The sequence below is a fragment of the Flagellimonas sp. ABD4_174 genome (assembly GCF_056160185.1).
Genome location: NZ_JBSWWP010000001.1, coordinates 2,103,778 through 2,119,402, shown reverse-complemented (window position 1 = coordinate 2,119,402; position 15,625 = coordinate 2,103,778). Strand labels below are relative to the sequence as shown.

15 protein-coding genes are annotated in these 15,625 nt (G+C 40.9%); all 15 read left to right on the top strand.

Annotated features, from left to right (window positions below):
- The first annotated feature begins 14 nt into the window (after window positions 1–14).
- The 15 genes from ACXAFK_RS09385 (at window position 15) to hisB (ending at window position 15,618) form a co-directional block, all read left to right on the top strand.
- Window positions 15–1,238, top strand: a complete 1,224-nt coding sequence (locus ACXAFK_RS09385; protein ID WP_474957565.1) for an HD domain-containing protein — start codon at window positions 15–17, stop codon at window positions 1,236–1,238.
- A 23-nt stretch (window positions 1,239–1,261) separates the two neighbouring features.
- On the top strand, window positions 1,262–2,296 hold the full coding sequence (gene lpxD / locus ACXAFK_RS09380; RefSeq protein WP_224836957.1) for a UDP-3-O-(3-hydroxymyristoyl)glucosamine N-acyltransferase: 1,035 nt from the start codon (window positions 1,262–1,264) through the stop codon (window positions 2,294–2,296).
- Window positions 2,280–3,692 carry a bifunctional UDP-3-O-[3-hydroxymyristoyl] N-acetylglucosamine deacetylase/3-hydroxyacyl-ACP dehydratase gene (locus tag ACXAFK_RS09375; RefSeq protein WP_338195071.1) on the top strand — a complete coding sequence of 471 codons (1,413 nt, stop codon included), beginning with the start codon at window positions 2,280–2,282 and terminating at the stop codon, window positions 3,690–3,692. The genes lpxD and ACXAFK_RS09375 overlap by 17 nt, the downstream gene beginning before the upstream one ends.
- Complete coding sequence (lpxA, locus tag ACXAFK_RS09370) at window positions 3,693–4,478, top strand: acyl-ACP--UDP-N-acetylglucosamine O-acyltransferase (RefSeq protein WP_224836955.1); 786 nt, start codon at window positions 3,693–3,695, stop codon at window positions 4,476–4,478.
- Window positions 4,479–4,483: 5 nt separating this feature from the next.
- Window positions 4,484–5,050, top strand: coding sequence for an elongation factor P (efp, locus tag ACXAFK_RS09365; RefSeq protein WP_224836954.1), 567 nt, complete (start codon window positions 4,484–4,486; stop codon window positions 5,048–5,050).
- 6 nt (window positions 5,051–5,056) lie between these two features.
- Window positions 5,057–5,992 (top strand): UDP-3-O-(3-hydroxymyristoyl)glucosamine N-acyltransferase, encoded by a 936-nt coding sequence (locus tag ACXAFK_RS09360; RefSeq protein WP_474957564.1) that lies wholly within the window; start codon window positions 5,057–5,059, stop codon window positions 5,990–5,992.
- Between the two features lie 60 nt (window positions 5,993–6,052).
- Complete coding sequence (gene sucD, locus ACXAFK_RS09355) at window positions 6,053–6,925, top strand: succinate--CoA ligase subunit alpha (RefSeq protein WP_293295259.1); 873 nt, start codon at window positions 6,053–6,055, stop codon at window positions 6,923–6,925.
- 107 nt (window positions 6,926–7,032) lie between these two features.
- Window positions 7,033–7,782 (top strand): 3-oxoacyl-[acyl-carrier-protein] reductase, encoded by a 750-nt coding sequence (gene fabG, locus ACXAFK_RS09350; RefSeq protein WP_293295258.1) that lies wholly within the window; start codon window positions 7,033–7,035, stop codon window positions 7,780–7,782.
- Window positions 7,783–7,786: 4 nt separating this feature from the next.
- Window positions 7,787–9,820 carry a vWA domain-containing protein gene (locus ACXAFK_RS09345; protein ID WP_474957563.1) on the top strand — a complete coding sequence of 678 codons (2,034 nt, stop codon included), beginning with the start codon at window positions 7,787–7,789 and terminating at the stop codon, window positions 9,818–9,820.
- Window positions 9,821–9,832: 12 nt separating this feature from the next.
- Window positions 9,833–10,648 carry a prohibitin family protein gene (locus ACXAFK_RS09340; protein WP_224836949.1) on the top strand — a complete coding sequence of 272 codons (816 nt, stop codon included), beginning with the start codon at window positions 9,833–9,835 and terminating at the stop codon, window positions 10,646–10,648.
- A 201-nt stretch (window positions 10,649–10,849) separates the two neighbouring features.
- Entirely contained in the window at window positions 10,850–11,707 is an 858-nt protein-coding gene (gene hisG / locus ACXAFK_RS09335) for an ATP phosphoribosyltransferase (protein WP_224836948.1), read from the top strand.
- A gap of 11 nt (window positions 11,708–11,718) precedes the next feature.
- The gene (locus ACXAFK_RS09330; RefSeq protein ID WP_474957562.1) at window positions 11,719–12,156 is read left to right on the top strand and encodes a GNAT family N-acetyltransferase; all 438 of its coding nucleotides are present in this window, start codon (window positions 11,719–11,721) and stop codon (window positions 12,154–12,156) included.
- Window positions 12,153–13,439 (top strand): histidinol dehydrogenase, encoded by a 1,287-nt coding sequence (gene hisD, locus ACXAFK_RS09325; RefSeq protein ID WP_474957561.1) that lies wholly within the window; start codon window positions 12,153–12,155, stop codon window positions 13,437–13,439. The genes ACXAFK_RS09330 and hisD overlap by 4 nt, the downstream gene beginning before the upstream one ends.
- A complete protein-coding gene (gene hisC, locus ACXAFK_RS09320; protein ID WP_474957560.1) occupies window positions 13,436–14,482 on the top strand; it encodes a histidinol-phosphate transaminase in 1,047 nt (348 codons plus the stop codon). The genes hisD and hisC overlap by 4 nt, the downstream gene beginning before the upstream one ends.
- Window positions 14,482–15,618 (top strand): bifunctional histidinol-phosphatase/imidazoleglycerol-phosphate dehydratase HisB, encoded by a 1,137-nt coding sequence (gene hisB / locus ACXAFK_RS09315; protein ID WP_474957559.1) that lies wholly within the window; start codon window positions 14,482–14,484, stop codon window positions 15,616–15,618. The genes hisC and hisB overlap by 1 nt, the downstream gene beginning before the upstream one ends.
- The last annotated feature ends 7 nt before the right edge of the window (window positions 15,619–15,625 follow it).

Here is a 15,625-nt window from a genome sequence, read left to right as displayed (position 1 = left end):
TAAAACAAAAAACTTTGGTAAAAACCAATAAGCTTAATGTTTTCAACGATCCAATTTACGGTTTTATTGGAACTCCCAACGAACTAATTTTTAGTCTGATCGCACACCCTTACTTTCAAAGGCTGAGGCGAATATCCCAAATGGGACTTTCTTATTTGGTTTACCCGGGAGCACACCACACTCGGTTTTCACATGCCTTGGGCAGTATGCATTTAATGACGAAGGCCATCCAGGTACTAAAAATAAAAAACGTTCCCATAACCGAAGAGGAAGAAAAAGGCCTTCTGTGCGCCATATTGCTTCACGATATTGGTCATGGACCATTTTCCCACGCCTTGGAGGGCTTTGTTGCCAAGGAAATTAGCCATGAGCAGATTTCCTTAAAATTTATGCAGGAGCTCAACAAAGAGTTCAATGGACAATTGGATACGGCCATTGCCATTTTTAAGGGGAATTACCCAAAAACCTTTCTAAACCAATTAGTATCCAGTCAACTGGATATGGACCGATTGGATTATTTAAAGCGGGACAGTTTTTATTCTGGGGTAACGGAAGGCAACATAAATTCTGAAAGGCTTATTTCCATGCTCAATGTAGTGGAAGGAAACTTAGTGTTGGAAGAGAAAGCCATATATGCGGTGGAAAAATTTTTGATGGCCCGTAGATTTATGTACTGGCAAGTGTATTTGCACAAAACTGGATTGGTAGCGGAACAATTATTGGTCCGGGTCATGCAACGCGCCCGCCTTCTCTTGAGTAAAAACACCGAACTTACCTGCAGCAAGCCCTTATTGTTTTTTTTAAAGAACAATGGCACGTTGAAATTTAATGCCGAAATTTTAAAGTCCTTTGCCGATCTTGATGATATGGATATCCTGGGAGCTCTGAAAACTTGGCAATTCCATGAAGATTTTGTCCTATCCAAACTTTGCAAAATGCTATTGGAAAGAAGACTGCTCCATGTTAAGGTAAAGAAAAGGGCCCTTTCCACAGAAAAAATGGAAGAGAAATTGAATTGGATCATGGAAAAACACGATCTTTCCATAGAAGAAGCTTCCAATTTTGTGTTTCAAGGGGAGATATCCAACAAGGCCTATAGCAAAGATGAAGCCATCAAAATTTTAAAGAGTAACGGCAAAATATCGGATGTTCTCAAGGAATCGGACCAACTCAGCTTAAAAGCACTGGCAAAAACCGTGACCAAATATTATAGCTGTTATCCTAAGAAAGCCGTTTAACAAATTTTGTTACTTTTGCACCAATGAAATTTACAGCTACCCAAATTGCCGGAATCCTAGAGGGGGAAGTTGAGGGAAATCCTCAAATCGCTGTCCATAAATTATCTAAGATCGAAGAGGGTGAAAAAGGGTCGTTGACCTTTTTGGCCAATCCTAAATACACCTCTTATATTTATTCCACCAAGGCATCCATTACCATAGTAAATAAGGATTTTGTTCCAGAGCAGTCCATTACAACAACATTGATCAAAGTTGATGATGCGTACAAATCCTTTTCCAAATTATTGGAATACTATAATCAGGTTAAAAATAACAAAGTGGGTATAGAAAACCCCTGTTATATTTCGGAAACCGCAAAGTACGGCGAAGAATTTTACCTGGGAGCGTTTGCTTACCTCGGAAACAATGTGAACATTGGCAATAATGTAAAAGTCTATCCCAATGCCTACATTGGCGATAACGTGACCATTGGAAACAATGTAATCGTTTTTGCAGGAGCCAAAGTCTATTCCGAAACCATAATCGGCAACAACTGTGTAATCCATGGTGGTGCCATTATCGGTGCGGACGGATTTGGATTTACGCCCAATGCCAACGGAGAATATAGTAAAGTGCCCCAAACAGGCAACGTTATTATAGAGGACAACGTTGATATTGGTGCAGGAACTACAATAGACCGAGCAACCCTAGGGTCCACTATATTAAGGAAGGGAGTAAAACTGGACAATCAAATCCAGATTGCCCATAACGTGGAAATTGGTGAACATACAGCCATTGCGGCCCAAACAGGTGTGGCTGGTTCCACCAAAATTGGCAAAAACTGTTTGATCGGCGGCCAGGTAGGTATCGTAGGGCATATTACCATTGGCGATAGGGTTCGTATACAGGCACAATCCGGAATAGGCAGAAATGTAAAGGACGATGAAGTACTCCAAGGATCTCCTGCCTTAAATTATGGTGATTTCAACAAATCGTACGTACACTTTAAGAATTTGCCAAAATTGGCAAATCAAATCTCCAACATAGAAAAAAAAGTTGAAGGTGAGCAAAACAAGTAACAAACAACGCACAATAGCCAAAAAAGTAACCCTACAAGGTGTAGGTTTGCACACTGGGGAAAATGTAACAATGAGTTTTCTTCCTGCTGACGAAAACCATGGTTTTGCGTTTAAAAGAATAGATCTCGAAGGTGAACCCATAATAGAGGCCGATGCCAATTATGTGGTAAACACCCAACGTGGGACCAATCTGGAAAAGAACGGTGTCAAGATCCACACATCGGAGCATGTTTTAGCAGCTTTGGTAGGTTTGGATATAGACAATGTTCTCATAGAGTTGGATGCACCGGAACCTCCGATCATGGACGGTTCTTCCAAATTTTTTGTCGAAGCTTTGGAAGAGGCCGGAATTGTGGAACAAGAGCAGGAACGTGAAGAGTATGTGGTAAAAGATGTGATTTCTTATAAAGATGAGACCACGGGAAGCGAAATCACCATTATTCCCGCAGAAGAATACCAAGTAACCACCATGGTAGACTTTGGCACTAAAGTTTTGGGAACACAGAATGCCACATTGGAAAAAATGTCGGATTTTAAAGAAGAAATAGCCGATGCCCGCACATTTAGCTTTCTACATGAACTCGAAATGTTGTTGGAGCATGGACTAATAAAAGGTGGAGACCTAAACAATGCCATTGTGTATGTGGACAAGGAAATCTCCGAATCCACCATGAAAAAATTGGAAAAGGCCTTCAATAAAGAAAAACTCTCCGTTAAGCCCAACGGTATTTTGGATAACCTGACTTTGCACCACCCAAATGAAGCTGCACGTCATAAGTTATTGGATGTGATCGGCGATTTGGCACTTGCCGGAACCCGGATCAGAGGAAAAGTAATCGCCAACAAACCCGGGCATTTTGTGAACACCCAGTTTGCAAAAAAACTCTCCAAAATCATAAAGATCGAGAAAAGGAACAAAGTTCCCACATACGACCTGAACCAAGAACCATTGATGGATGTGAACGAAATTATGGCAAGACTGCCGCACAGACCTCCATTTTTATTGGTCGATAAGATTTTGGAACTATCCGACACACATGTGGTGGGCGTAAAAAACGTGACCATGAACGAGCCGTTCTTTGTGGGCCATTTTCCTGGTGCACCGGTAATGCCAGGGGTATTGCAAGTGGAAGCAATGGCTCAAACAGGAGGAATTCTTGTATTGAGCACTGTTCCCGACCCTGAGAACTACCTCACATTCTTTATGAAGATCGATAAGGTAAAATTTAAGCAACAAGTAGTTCCGGGAGATACCTTAATTTTTAAATGTGATCTAATTTCGCCCATCCGAAGAGGAATTTGCCATATGCAGGCCTATGCCTATGCCAACGGGAAGTTGGTTTCGGAAGCAGAACTAATGGCGCAGATCGTAAAAACAAAAAACACAGATTCGTAGATGAACCAACCTTTAGCATATGTTCACCCCGGGGCCAAAATTGCCAAAAACGTGGTAATTGAACCCTTTACCACCATACACAACAATGTTACCATAGGTGAAGGCACATGGATAGGCTCCAATGTGACCATTATGGAGGGCGCCCGTATCGGGAAAAACTGTAATATATTCCCCGGTGCCGTAATTTCGGCCATGCCCCAGGACTTAAAATATCAAGGAGAAGATACCACGGTCCAGATTGGCGACAATACCACCATTCGTGAATGCGCCACTATCAACAAGGGAACATCCGATCGGATGAAGACTGTAATCGGCAACAATTGTCTAATTATGGCCTATTGCCATATTGCACACGATTGTTTGGTGGGCGACGGTTGTATATTTAGCAATAATTCCACTTTGGCAGGACACGTCACCATAGGTCAAAATGTAGTTCTGGCAGGTATGGTGGCAGTTCACCAATTTGTATCCATTGGAAACCACGCATTTGTAACAGGTGGTTCCTTGGTTCGTAAAGATGTACCTCCTTATGTAAAGGCTGCGAGAGAACCACTTTCCTATGTTGGCATCAATTCCATTGGATTGCGAAGAAGAGGTTTCGAATCCGATAAGATTCGTGAGATTCAAAATATTTACAGACTACTTTATCAACAAAACTATAACAATTCCCAAGCTGCGTCCATTATAGAAGCAGAAATGGAGGCAACCCCGGAAAGGGATGAGATTCTTCAATTCATTAGAGATTCGCAGAGAGGAATTATGAAAGGATATTTCAGTTCAAACTAAAATTTATGGCAAGTACTTCAGATATAAGAAAAGGATTGTGCATCAAGTACAACAACGACATCTACAAAATTGTGGAGTTTCTTCATGTTAAACCAGGTAAAGGGCCTGCATTTGTCCGTACCAAATTAAAGAGCGTAACCACCGGAAAAGTAATCGACAACACTTTTTCCGCCGGTCATAAAATTGAAGACGTCCGTGTAGAAACACGCAGCTATCAATTTTTATACAACGAAGGTGAAACATATCATTTTATGAACACCGACGATTACACTCAGATCGCATTGCAAAGAGACGCATTGGATGCTTACGATCTTTTGAAAGAAAGTGAAGTGGTAACCATTATTTTCAATGCTGAGGACAACATGCCGCTTTCCGTTGAAATGCCCGCAAGTGTAGTTTTGGAAGTTACCCACACCGAGCCAGGTGTGAAGGGAAACACGGCTACAAACGCAACAAAACCGGCAACGGTAGAAACTGGGGCCACGATCAATGTTCCTCTTTTTATCAACGAAGGCGATAAGATAAAAATCGATACGGAGAAAGCTTCCTATTTGGAGCGCTCCAAAGAATAAGGCTGAATGAAATTCCCAAAAACCTATACCTTAAAAGAAATTTCGGAACTTATTGATGCCGATTTTGTGGGGAATAAGGATTTTCCTGTTTTAGGCATGAACGAGATCCATGTGGTGGAAGAAGGTGACATTGTATTTGTGGACCATCCCAAGTATTATGACAAAGCACTGCAGTCAAAGGCTACAGTAGTTCTCATCAATAAAGAGGTGGAATGTCCAGAAGGCAAAGCATTGCTGGTCTCGGATGATCCCTTTAGGGATTTCAATAAGTTAACGCGTCATTTCAAACCTTTTGAAAGTGCTGTAGTATCCATAGCGGAATCTGCAAAAATAGGGGAGGGAACGATCGTACAGCCCAACGTATTTATCGGCAACCATGTAGAAATTGGTAAAAATTGCGTAATTCATCCCAACGTAACCATTTACGATGGATGCAAATTGGGCAATAACGTAACCATACATGCAGGAACCGTGTTGGGGGCCGATGCGTTCTACTATAAAAACAGGCCCGAAGGTTTTGACAAATTGCTTTCCGGTGGGAATGTCGTGATAGAGAACAATGTGGATATTGGAGCCGGATGCACAATTGACCGTGGCGTAACAGGCTCAACTACCATAAAAGAAGGGGCTAAATTGGATAACCAAATCCAAGTGGGGCACGATACCGTTATCGGAAAAAAATGTTTGATCGCATCCCATGTAGGTATCGCTGGTTGTTGCATTATTGATGACGAAGTGACACTGTGGGGCCAGGTGGGTATCACCAGTGGTGCCACCATTGGGAAAAAGGCGGTAATATTGGCCCAATCGGGTATATCCAAATCCCTGGAAGGCGGTAAAACCTATTTTGGTTACCCGGCCGAGGAAGCTCGGGAAAAACTCAAACAAATTGCATACATCAAAAAGATTCCAGAAATCTTGAAAAAACTAAAAAAGATTTAAGAAATCAATAGAAAAAAACTTTAGTAAACCATATTTTTGTATCTACATTAAGTTAAATATATGAGCGTCTTAGTAAACAAGGATTCAAACATAATTGTACAAGGATTTACCGGTAGTGAAGGAACTTTCCATGCCGAACAAATGATTGAATACGGAACCAACGTAGTCGGTGGTGTGACCCCAGGAAAAGGTGGTCAGGAACATTTGGGAAAACCAGTTTTCAACACCGTTGAGGAAGCTGTAAAAGAAGTTGGTGCCGATACCACGATTATTTTTGTTCCACCCGCATTTGCTGCGGATGCCATTATGGAAGCTGCCGATGCAGGAATCAAGGTGATCATTACCATTACCGAAGGTATTCCCGTAGCGGATATGGTAAAAGCCAACGATTACATCAAGGATATGGACTGTACGTTGATCGGTCCAAACTGCCCAGGAGTAATTACTCCGGGTGAGGCAAAAGTTGGTATTATGCCAGGATTTGTCTTCAAAAAAGGAAAAGTAGGCATTGTGTCCAAATCGGGAACATTGACTTATGAAGCTGCCGATCAAGTTGTTCGCCAGGGATTGGGAATCACAACAGCCATTGGAATTGGTGGTGACCCTATTATCGGGACCACGACAAAACAAGCTGTTGAATTGTTGATCAACGATCCGGAAACCGAATGTGTGGTAATGATCGGTGAAATTGGTGGCCAATTGGAGGCCGAAGCGGCAAGATGGTACAAAGAAAGCGGTAGCAAAAAGCCTGTTGTAGGTTTTATTGCTGGTGAAACTGCTCCTGCCGGACGTACCATGGGACACGCCGGAGCTATTGTAGGCGGTAGTGATGATACCGCACAGGCCAAGAAAAAAATCATGCGCGACTGTGGTATCCATGTTGTGGATTCTCCCGCAGAAATTGGCGTAAAAGTGAAAGAAGTGGTTGGATAATCAACCGTTAAATCCATACTAAATCCCGTTTTATGCGGGATTTTTTTTCGTCTAAACATAAAACAACGACTATATTTGGTTAATAACCATTCAAACACCATCGATTTATGAAACTTTTGGAAGGGAAAAACGTAATTATAACAGGAGCAAGTAGGGGCATTGGAAAAGGAATCGCAGAAGTATTTGCCAAACATGGAGCAAATGTGGCGTTTACTTACAGCTCTAGTGAAGCTCCAGCATTGGAACTGGAACAAGAATTGACCAAACTTGGCGTCAAAGCCAAAGCCTATAAAAGTAACGCCGCAAGTTTCGAAGAGTCCGAAGCACTTGTTGCCAAGGTCTTAGAGGATTTTGATGGCAGGATTGATGTACTCATCAACAATGCAGGCATTACCAAAGACAATTTATTGATGCGAATGGGAGAGGACGATTTTGATAAAGTAATCGAAATCAACCTAAAATCAGTTTTCAATATGACCAAAGCAGTGCAACGTACTATGTTGAAGCAACGTAAAGGCTCTATAATCAATATGAGCAGTGTGGTTGGAGTAAAAGGCAATGCGGGTCAGACCAATTACGCAGCTTCCAAAGCAGGAATGATCGGGTTTACAAAATCCGTTGCCTTGGAACTAGGGTCTAGGAATATACGTTGCAATGCCATTGCGCCAGGTTTTATCGAAACTGAAATGACCGAAAAGTTGGACGAAAAAACAGTTCAAGGTTGGAGGGAAGGTATTCCTTTAAAACGAGGTGGTAGCCCCGAGGATGTTGCCAACGCCTGTGTTTTCTTGGCATCGGACTTATCTGATTATGTCACCGGACAGGTATTGAACGTTGATGGAGGAATGTTAACATAAGTGAATGGAACTGAGCACGGTACTTCTTATTGTTTTAGCAGTTGCTGCCGCGCTTGCCCTTGTCTATTTTCAATATTACCATAAAGACTCGAGAAAGGGTTCACTTAAATTTATATTGGCCGCACTGAGGTTTGTCACCTTGTTTTGCGGCCTTTTACTTTTGGTAAATCCAAAGTTTGTCAATAGGGATTATTTTATCGAAAAAGCCAATTTGATTCTATTGGTGGACCATTCCGAATCCATGCAAGAAGCCTCATCAGAGGGCGAAATTTACCAAGCCATACAACAAATAAAGCAGGATGAAGCCATAAACGAAAGGTTTGCTGTGCATCAATATGGTTTTGGCGATATTGTTTCAGTAACCGATTCCATTCGTTTTGATCAAGGAAATACGGATCTTTCCAAAGCGTTGACTACCGTAAATGATGTATTTGTAAACGGAAACAATGTTATTGCATTATTTTCTGATGGGAACCAGACCTTGGGCAAGGATTTCGAATACATCAACTTAAAGGACAATTTAACTGTAAATCCCGTAGTTGTAGGTGACACCACTCAATACGAGGATATCGCCGTAGACTTTATCAACGTAAATAAATACGCATTTTTACGTAATACCTTTCCGATCGAGACCTCTGTCCGTTATCAAGGAAACAGTTCAGCATCCAGTACCATTTCTATTTATCTAGATGGCAGTAGGGTTCACCAGGAACGTATTGAACTGAGCGCGGAAAATAATAGCCGGACGATTACAACTTTGGTCGAGGCAAAAAGTGTAGGGGTTAAAACCATAAAAATAGAAATCAGACCTTTGGACAGTGAACGAAATGTTACCAATAACTCCAAAGAAACGGCCATAGAGGTCATCGATGAAAAAACCAATATTGCGATTGTTTCGGATATACTTCATCCGGATATCGGTGCGCTCAAAAAATCCATTGAATCCAACGAACAACGCTCCGTAATCCTTCTAAAGCCAGATGCCACCCCATCCGAGTTGGAAGAAATAGGTTTGTTCATCCTATATCAGCCTAACAGGAATTTTAAAACTATATACGATTATTTGGAAAAATATGGGGGAAACTATCTCACTATTGTAGGGACAAAAACAGATTGGAATTTTGTGAATGCCTCGCAAAATAGCTTTACGGTATCCGGCAGTAGGCAGCAAGAGGATGTTTTACCCGTTTTAAACAATGCATTTGGGTTGTTTGGATTGGGCGAATTTTCGGTTGACGACTTTCCGCCCCTGCAAGGAACCCTGGGTGAAATAGAACTTAACAAGGAGAGCGAAACCTTAATGTACCAACAGTTACAAGGTGTAAATTTGGATAAACCCCTATTCACCATTCTTACTGAGCGCAATAAAAAGGAAGCGATATTGTTCGGGGAAGATATTTGGAGATGGAGGGCCCAAACGTACAGAAACGAGCAAAATTTTAAAAAGTTTGATGACTTTATAGGGAATTTAATGATCTATCTAGTTTCCAATAAACAACGGAATCGACTGGAACTGGACTACGAACTTGTATTTGACAATGCCAATATGGCCAAGATCAGAGCTACCTATTTTGATGAAAGCTACCAGTTTAATGCCAACGCAAGTATTTCTATCAAAATAGAAGGAGAAGACAATGGTTTTACCAGAGTATCTCCATTACTTCTTAAAGGGGGCTTTTACGAAATCGATCTGAGCAACTTAGAGGCTGGCACCTATAAATTTACCGTCATGGTGGAAGATGAAAACTTGAATAGGTCCGGGACATTTAGAATCTTGGACTTTAATCCCGAGAAGCAATTAATCTCCGCCAACTATAAAAAAATGGGTCGTTTGGCATCCAAAAGTAACGGACACCTTTACTTTTTGAACAATCTGGACGATTTACAATCGGAATTGACCACTTCCGGAAAATTCTTGCCCGTACAAAAGACCAAGGAGAATGTCGTATCTTTAATAGATTTCCGTATTTTATTGGGATTGATTGCTCTATCCCTAACGTCGGAGTGGTTCATCAGAAAATATAATGGATTAATATAAATAGAAGTAAAAATGGACAAATTGCCCAAGATTGCGTTGCCTGCACTGGCAACGGTTATTTTCTTAATTATCATCATTTCAAAATCTGCAGTGACCATAGGTTCCGGTGAAGCAGGTGTATTGTATAAAACCTTTGGTGGCGGTGTTGTTACGGATGCCCCACCCTTGGGAGAAGGCTTTCATTTAGTAGCGCCCTGGAACAGGGTATATATTTACGAAGTAAGACAGCAGGAAAAAACCGAAAAAATGAATGTGCTATCGTCGAATGGACTGGATATTAAATTGGAAGCTTCCGTATGGTTCCAGCCTAAATACGATGAATTGGGAAAACTACACCAAGAAAAGAGCGAACAGTACATCGACCGAGTACTTCTTCCCGCTATACGCTCTGCGGCAAGAAGTGTTGTTGGAAGATATACGCCCGAACAACTTTATTCGAGCAAAAGGGATGCCATACAACAAGAGATATTTGAAGAAACCCAAAAAATAGTTGAGGATCAATACATCCAATTGAACGAAGTATTGGTAAGGGATGTAACATTGCCTCCCACTATTAAAGATGCCATTGAACGCAAATTAAAACAAGAACAGGAATCTTTGGAGTACGAATTTAGATTGGTCACAGCAGAAAAAGAAGCTGAAAAAGTTAGGATAGAAGCACAAGGTAAGGCAGATGCCAACCGTATTTTAAGTGCTTCACTTACCGATAAAATATTGCAGGACAAAGGCATAGACGCAACAATAAAACTATCCGAATCACCAAATACCAAAGTAATCGTGGTAGGATCGGGAGACGACGGCCTACCATTAATTTTGGGAAATAACTAAATAACTCTTTTTTGATATAAAAATATATCCTACTTTTGACGTATAATGAAAACGAATAACATACATCATCATCATTTTTATACTTGCTCTCAAGCGAGATAGGAATGTATTGCTGTATTTAAAATATATTCTAACCCGTTTGAGAAATCAAACGGGTTTGTTTTTTGTACCCCTTTGGTTTTTCGGACAAAAACTTGAAAAATGACAAAAATTAGAATTGCTGTTCAAAAGAGTGGGCGTTTAAACGAAGATTCGCTCAAAATTTTAAAAGATTGCGGTATTTCCATAGACAACGGGAAAGATCAATTAAAAGCTACTTCCCGCAATTTTCCCTTGGAAGTATTTTATCTAAGAAATGGGGATATTCCACAGTACCTGCGAGATGGGGTAGTGGACATAGCCATTATTGGTGAAAACGTCCTTATAGAAAAAGGGAAGGACATTTCCATAGCCGAACGTTTGGGTTTTTCCAAATGTCGGGTTTCCCTGGCAGTTCCAAAAAGCGAGAGTTACAATTCCATTAAGGATTTCGAAGGGAAGAAAATCGCAACTTCCTACCCAAACACGGTCAAGGAGTATCTGGCCGCCAGAGGGGTAAACGCAGAACTTCATATTATAAATGGTTCCGTGGAAATTGCTCCCAATATCGGTTTGGCTTATGGAATCTGTGATATTGTTTCGAGCGGTAGTACGTTGTTCAAAAACAACTTAAAGGAAGTCGAGGTAATGCTAAAAAGTGAAGCGGTGCTCGCTGTTTCGCCTACCATTTCCGAAGAGCGCAAAGAACTCTTAAAAAAAATACAGTTCAGGATCAAATCGGTTTTGCAGGCACGTCAGAACAAATATGTACTCATGAATGCACCAAACGAGAAACTGGACGAGATTATTTCCATTCTCCCCGGAATGCGGAGCCCCACGGTATTGCCCTTGGCTGAAGAAGGATGGAGCTCTGTGCACACGGTAATAAATCGAGAGACTTTTTGGGAAGTAATCGATGAACTGAAACAAGCGGGAGCAGAAGGTATCTTGGTTTGTCCAATCGAAAAAATGGTCCTTTAAAATTAGGTAGAATGATAGGTGAGTTCAACATAAAATGGATTCCCGAAGAGAATCTGTCCTCAATTTTACCTTTGGCATTTGTGCTGAACAACAAAAAGGTTTCCATGGATATCTTACAGCAACGATTGGCCGCTATGATTCCCATGGGATATAAATGTATCGGGGTTTATGATCAAGAAAGATTAGTGGGAATATGTGGGGTATGGGAACTGAACAAACTCTATGCGGGAAAGCATTTGGAACCGGATAATGTGATTATTGATCCCGAATATCAAGGAAAGAAAATCGGCGACTTAATGATGTCCTTTTTAACGGATTATGCAAAATCCATAGGTTGCGAAACCATGGAACTTAACTGTTATGCCAATAATAACAGAGGTAAACAATTCTGGAAAAACCAAGGTTACGAAGCCTTGGGCTTTCACATGATCAAAAGACTAAAACCATGAAAAAGTATATATATCCAGATAAAGACACTTGGCCAAAACTACTTCAAAGGCCAACACAGACTGTTTCCGACATAGAGGAAACGGTGAACGATATTTTTAAGGCTGTACAGACCGGTGGTGATGGGGTCATCAAAAAGTACACTGCGCAATTCGATAAGGTAGAATTGGACTCTGTTTTAGTGACTGCTTCAGAAATTGAAACTGCCAACAACAACGTTTCAGATGCTTTAAAGCAAGCTATCAATTTGGCCAAATCCAATATTGAAAAGTTCCACGCAGCCCAAAAAACTGATAAAGTTGAAGTCGAGACCATGCCTGGTGTGGAATGTTGGCAGGAAAAACGTCCTATTCAAAAAGTGGGGTTGTACATTCCAGGCGGAACAGCACCTCTATTTTCAACCATTTTGATGCTGGCCATTCCAGCGAAGCTTGCTGGGTGCAAAGAAATAGTACTATCCAGCCCGCCAGATAAAAATGGTAAAATCAATCCTGCCATTTTATATGCCGCCCAACTTTGTGGCGTTACACAAATTTTTAAGGTTGGAGGTATTCAGGCCATTGCAGGGATGACCTTTGGCACGGAGAGTATTCCGAAAGTGTACAAAATATTTGGTCCAGGTAACCAATATGTAACCGTTGCAAAGCAATTGGCCACCAAGTATGGTGTGGCAATCGACATGCCTGCGGGTCCAAGTGAGTTGTTGGTGGTTGCTGATGATTCTGCCAATGCTGCATTTGTTGCTTCGGATTTATTGAGTCAGGCCGAACACGGAGTAGACAGTCAGGTAATTTTGGTTTCTACTTCTGAGAAAATGATTGAAGCTGTTGAAAAGGAAGTTGAAATTCAGCTTGAACAACTACCAAGGGTCGATATTGCTCGAAAATCTATCGGCAATAGTAGATTGATTTTGGTCAAAGACGATAAAGAAGCCATAGAGCTCATCAACGAATATGGTCCGGAGCACTTTATTGTTTGTGTGGAAAACGAGGAATTTTATTTGGATAATATCCAGAATGCTGGTTCGGTTTTCATAGGAAATTACACCCCAGAAAGTGCGGGTGATTATGCTTCCGGCACCAACCACACCTTGCCGACCAATGGTTATGCCAAACAATACAGCGGTGTAAACCTGGATAGTTTTATGAAGAGCATGACCTTTCAGAAGATTTCAGAAAAGGGAATTCAAGGAATCGGGACTGCCATAGAATTAATGGCCGAAGCAGAAGGATTACAAGCACACAAAAACGCAGTAACCCTTAGATTAAATAGTTTGAAACAATGAAAGGGTTTGATTTAAATACATTGGTTAGGGAGTCCGTACAAAAACTACAGCCATACTCTTCGGCACGAGACGAATATGTCTCCGATGGTTCCGAAATGCTATTCTTGGACGCAAACGAGAACCCGTTCGATAATGGGGTAAATCGGTACCCCGACCCATATCAACGTAGCTTAAAATTATTATTGGCCGAACAAAAAGGAGTATCAGAAAGTCAAATTTTGTTAGGTAATGGAAGCGACGAAGTATTGGATTTAATTTACAGGGCGTTTTGCGAACCAAATCAGGATAACATCATCTCTTTGCCACCAACTTATGGCATGTACAAGGTGTTGTCGGGTATTAATGCGGTGGAAAACAGGGAAGTGTTACTGACTGACGATTTTGAACCGAATGTGGAAGAAATTTTAGGCGTAGTGGATGCCAAATCCAAGCTACTTTTTATTTGTTCGCCGAACAATCCCACAGGAAATTCCTTTAAAAAAGAAAGAATCGAACAATTATTGGCATCTTTCAGTGGATTGGTTGTTATCGATGAAGCCTACATCGACTTTTCAAAAGATGAAAGTTGGTTGTCTCAATTAGACTCTTATCCAAACTTAATCGTTACGCAAACCTTGTCAAAAGCCTATGGTTTGGCAGGTATCCGGTTGGGCATATGCTATGCATCCGAAGAAATAATTAAGGTTTTGAACAAAATCAAACCACCGTACAATGTTAATCAATTAACTCAGCAAAGTGCACTCGAGCGTGTTTTAAACCAAGATTTAGTCAATAAAGAAATACTACAAATACTACAGGAGCGAGATCAACTGATCACTGCTTTAAAGAACTTGGGATTTGTAAAAAAAATATACCCCACCGACGCCAATTTTGTGTTGGCCAAGGTCGATAATGCCAACAAACGCTACCAACAACTTTTGGAAAAGCAAGTAGTGGTGCGAAACCGCAGTACGCAGCCGCTTTGTGAAAACACTTTGCGCTTTACCGTTGGTACACCAGAAGAAAACAAAAAATTGATAGCCACTTTAAAAGAATTGAACTAATGGCCAAAAAAGTACTATTTATTGATCGTGATGGAACCATCATCAAAGAAACTGTCGATGAGCAGATAGATGCCTTTGAAAAAATGATTTTCTATCCCAAGGCATTTACGTATTTAGGAAAAATTGCAAAGGAATTGGACTATGAATTGGTGATGATCACCAACCAAGATGGGTTGGGAACCGATATTTTTCCCGAAGATACCTTTTGGCCCGTACATAATTTTATCATCAAATCTTTTGAAAATGAAGGTGTGGTTTTCGATGCCGTTTACATCGATAAAACCTTTCCAAAGGACAATGCCAACACTCGTAAACCTGGCACTGGCATGTTGACTTCCTATTTTTCCGAGGAATATGATTTGGAAAATTCATTTGTGATCGGTGACCGTTTGACAGATGTGGAGTTGGCCAAGAATCTTGGAGCCAAAGGCATCTTCATCAATGACAATACCCATTTAGGAACAGGAGAAATCACAGTAAAACGTGAAGAATTGGATGACTTCATCGCTCTGGAAAGTAATGATTGGGAGAAAATCTACGAGTTCTTGAAATTGGAAAATCGTGTTGCTGAAATCTCACGTAAAACCAATGAGACTGATATTCAAATCAAAATAAACCTCGACGGAACTGGAAAAAGCAATATCAACACAGGATTGGCATTTTTTGACCATATGTTGGATCAATTGGCCAGACATGGACAAATGGATTTAAATATTAAAGTAGATGGTGATTTAGAGGTAGATGAACACCATACCATTGAAGACACAGCAATTGCATTGGGTGAGTTGTTCTCCAAAGCTTTGGGCAATAAATTGGGTATTGAACGCTATGGCTTTGCATTGCCCATGGATGATTGCTTGGCACAAGTGGCCATTGATTTTGGAGGCAGAAACTGGTTAGTTTGGGATACCGATTTCAAGCGAGAGAAAGTAGGGGACATGCCTACCGAAATGTTCATGCACTTTTTTAAATCGTTCACTGATGGAGCCAAGGCGAACTTGAACATTAAAGCCGAAGGTACCAACGAACACCATAAAATTGAAGCGATATTCAAGGCCTTTGCCAAATCCATTAAAATGGCAGTAAAACGAGATGCTGAAAAAATGGTGTTGCCATCAACTAAAGGAATGCTGTAAAAGTCAG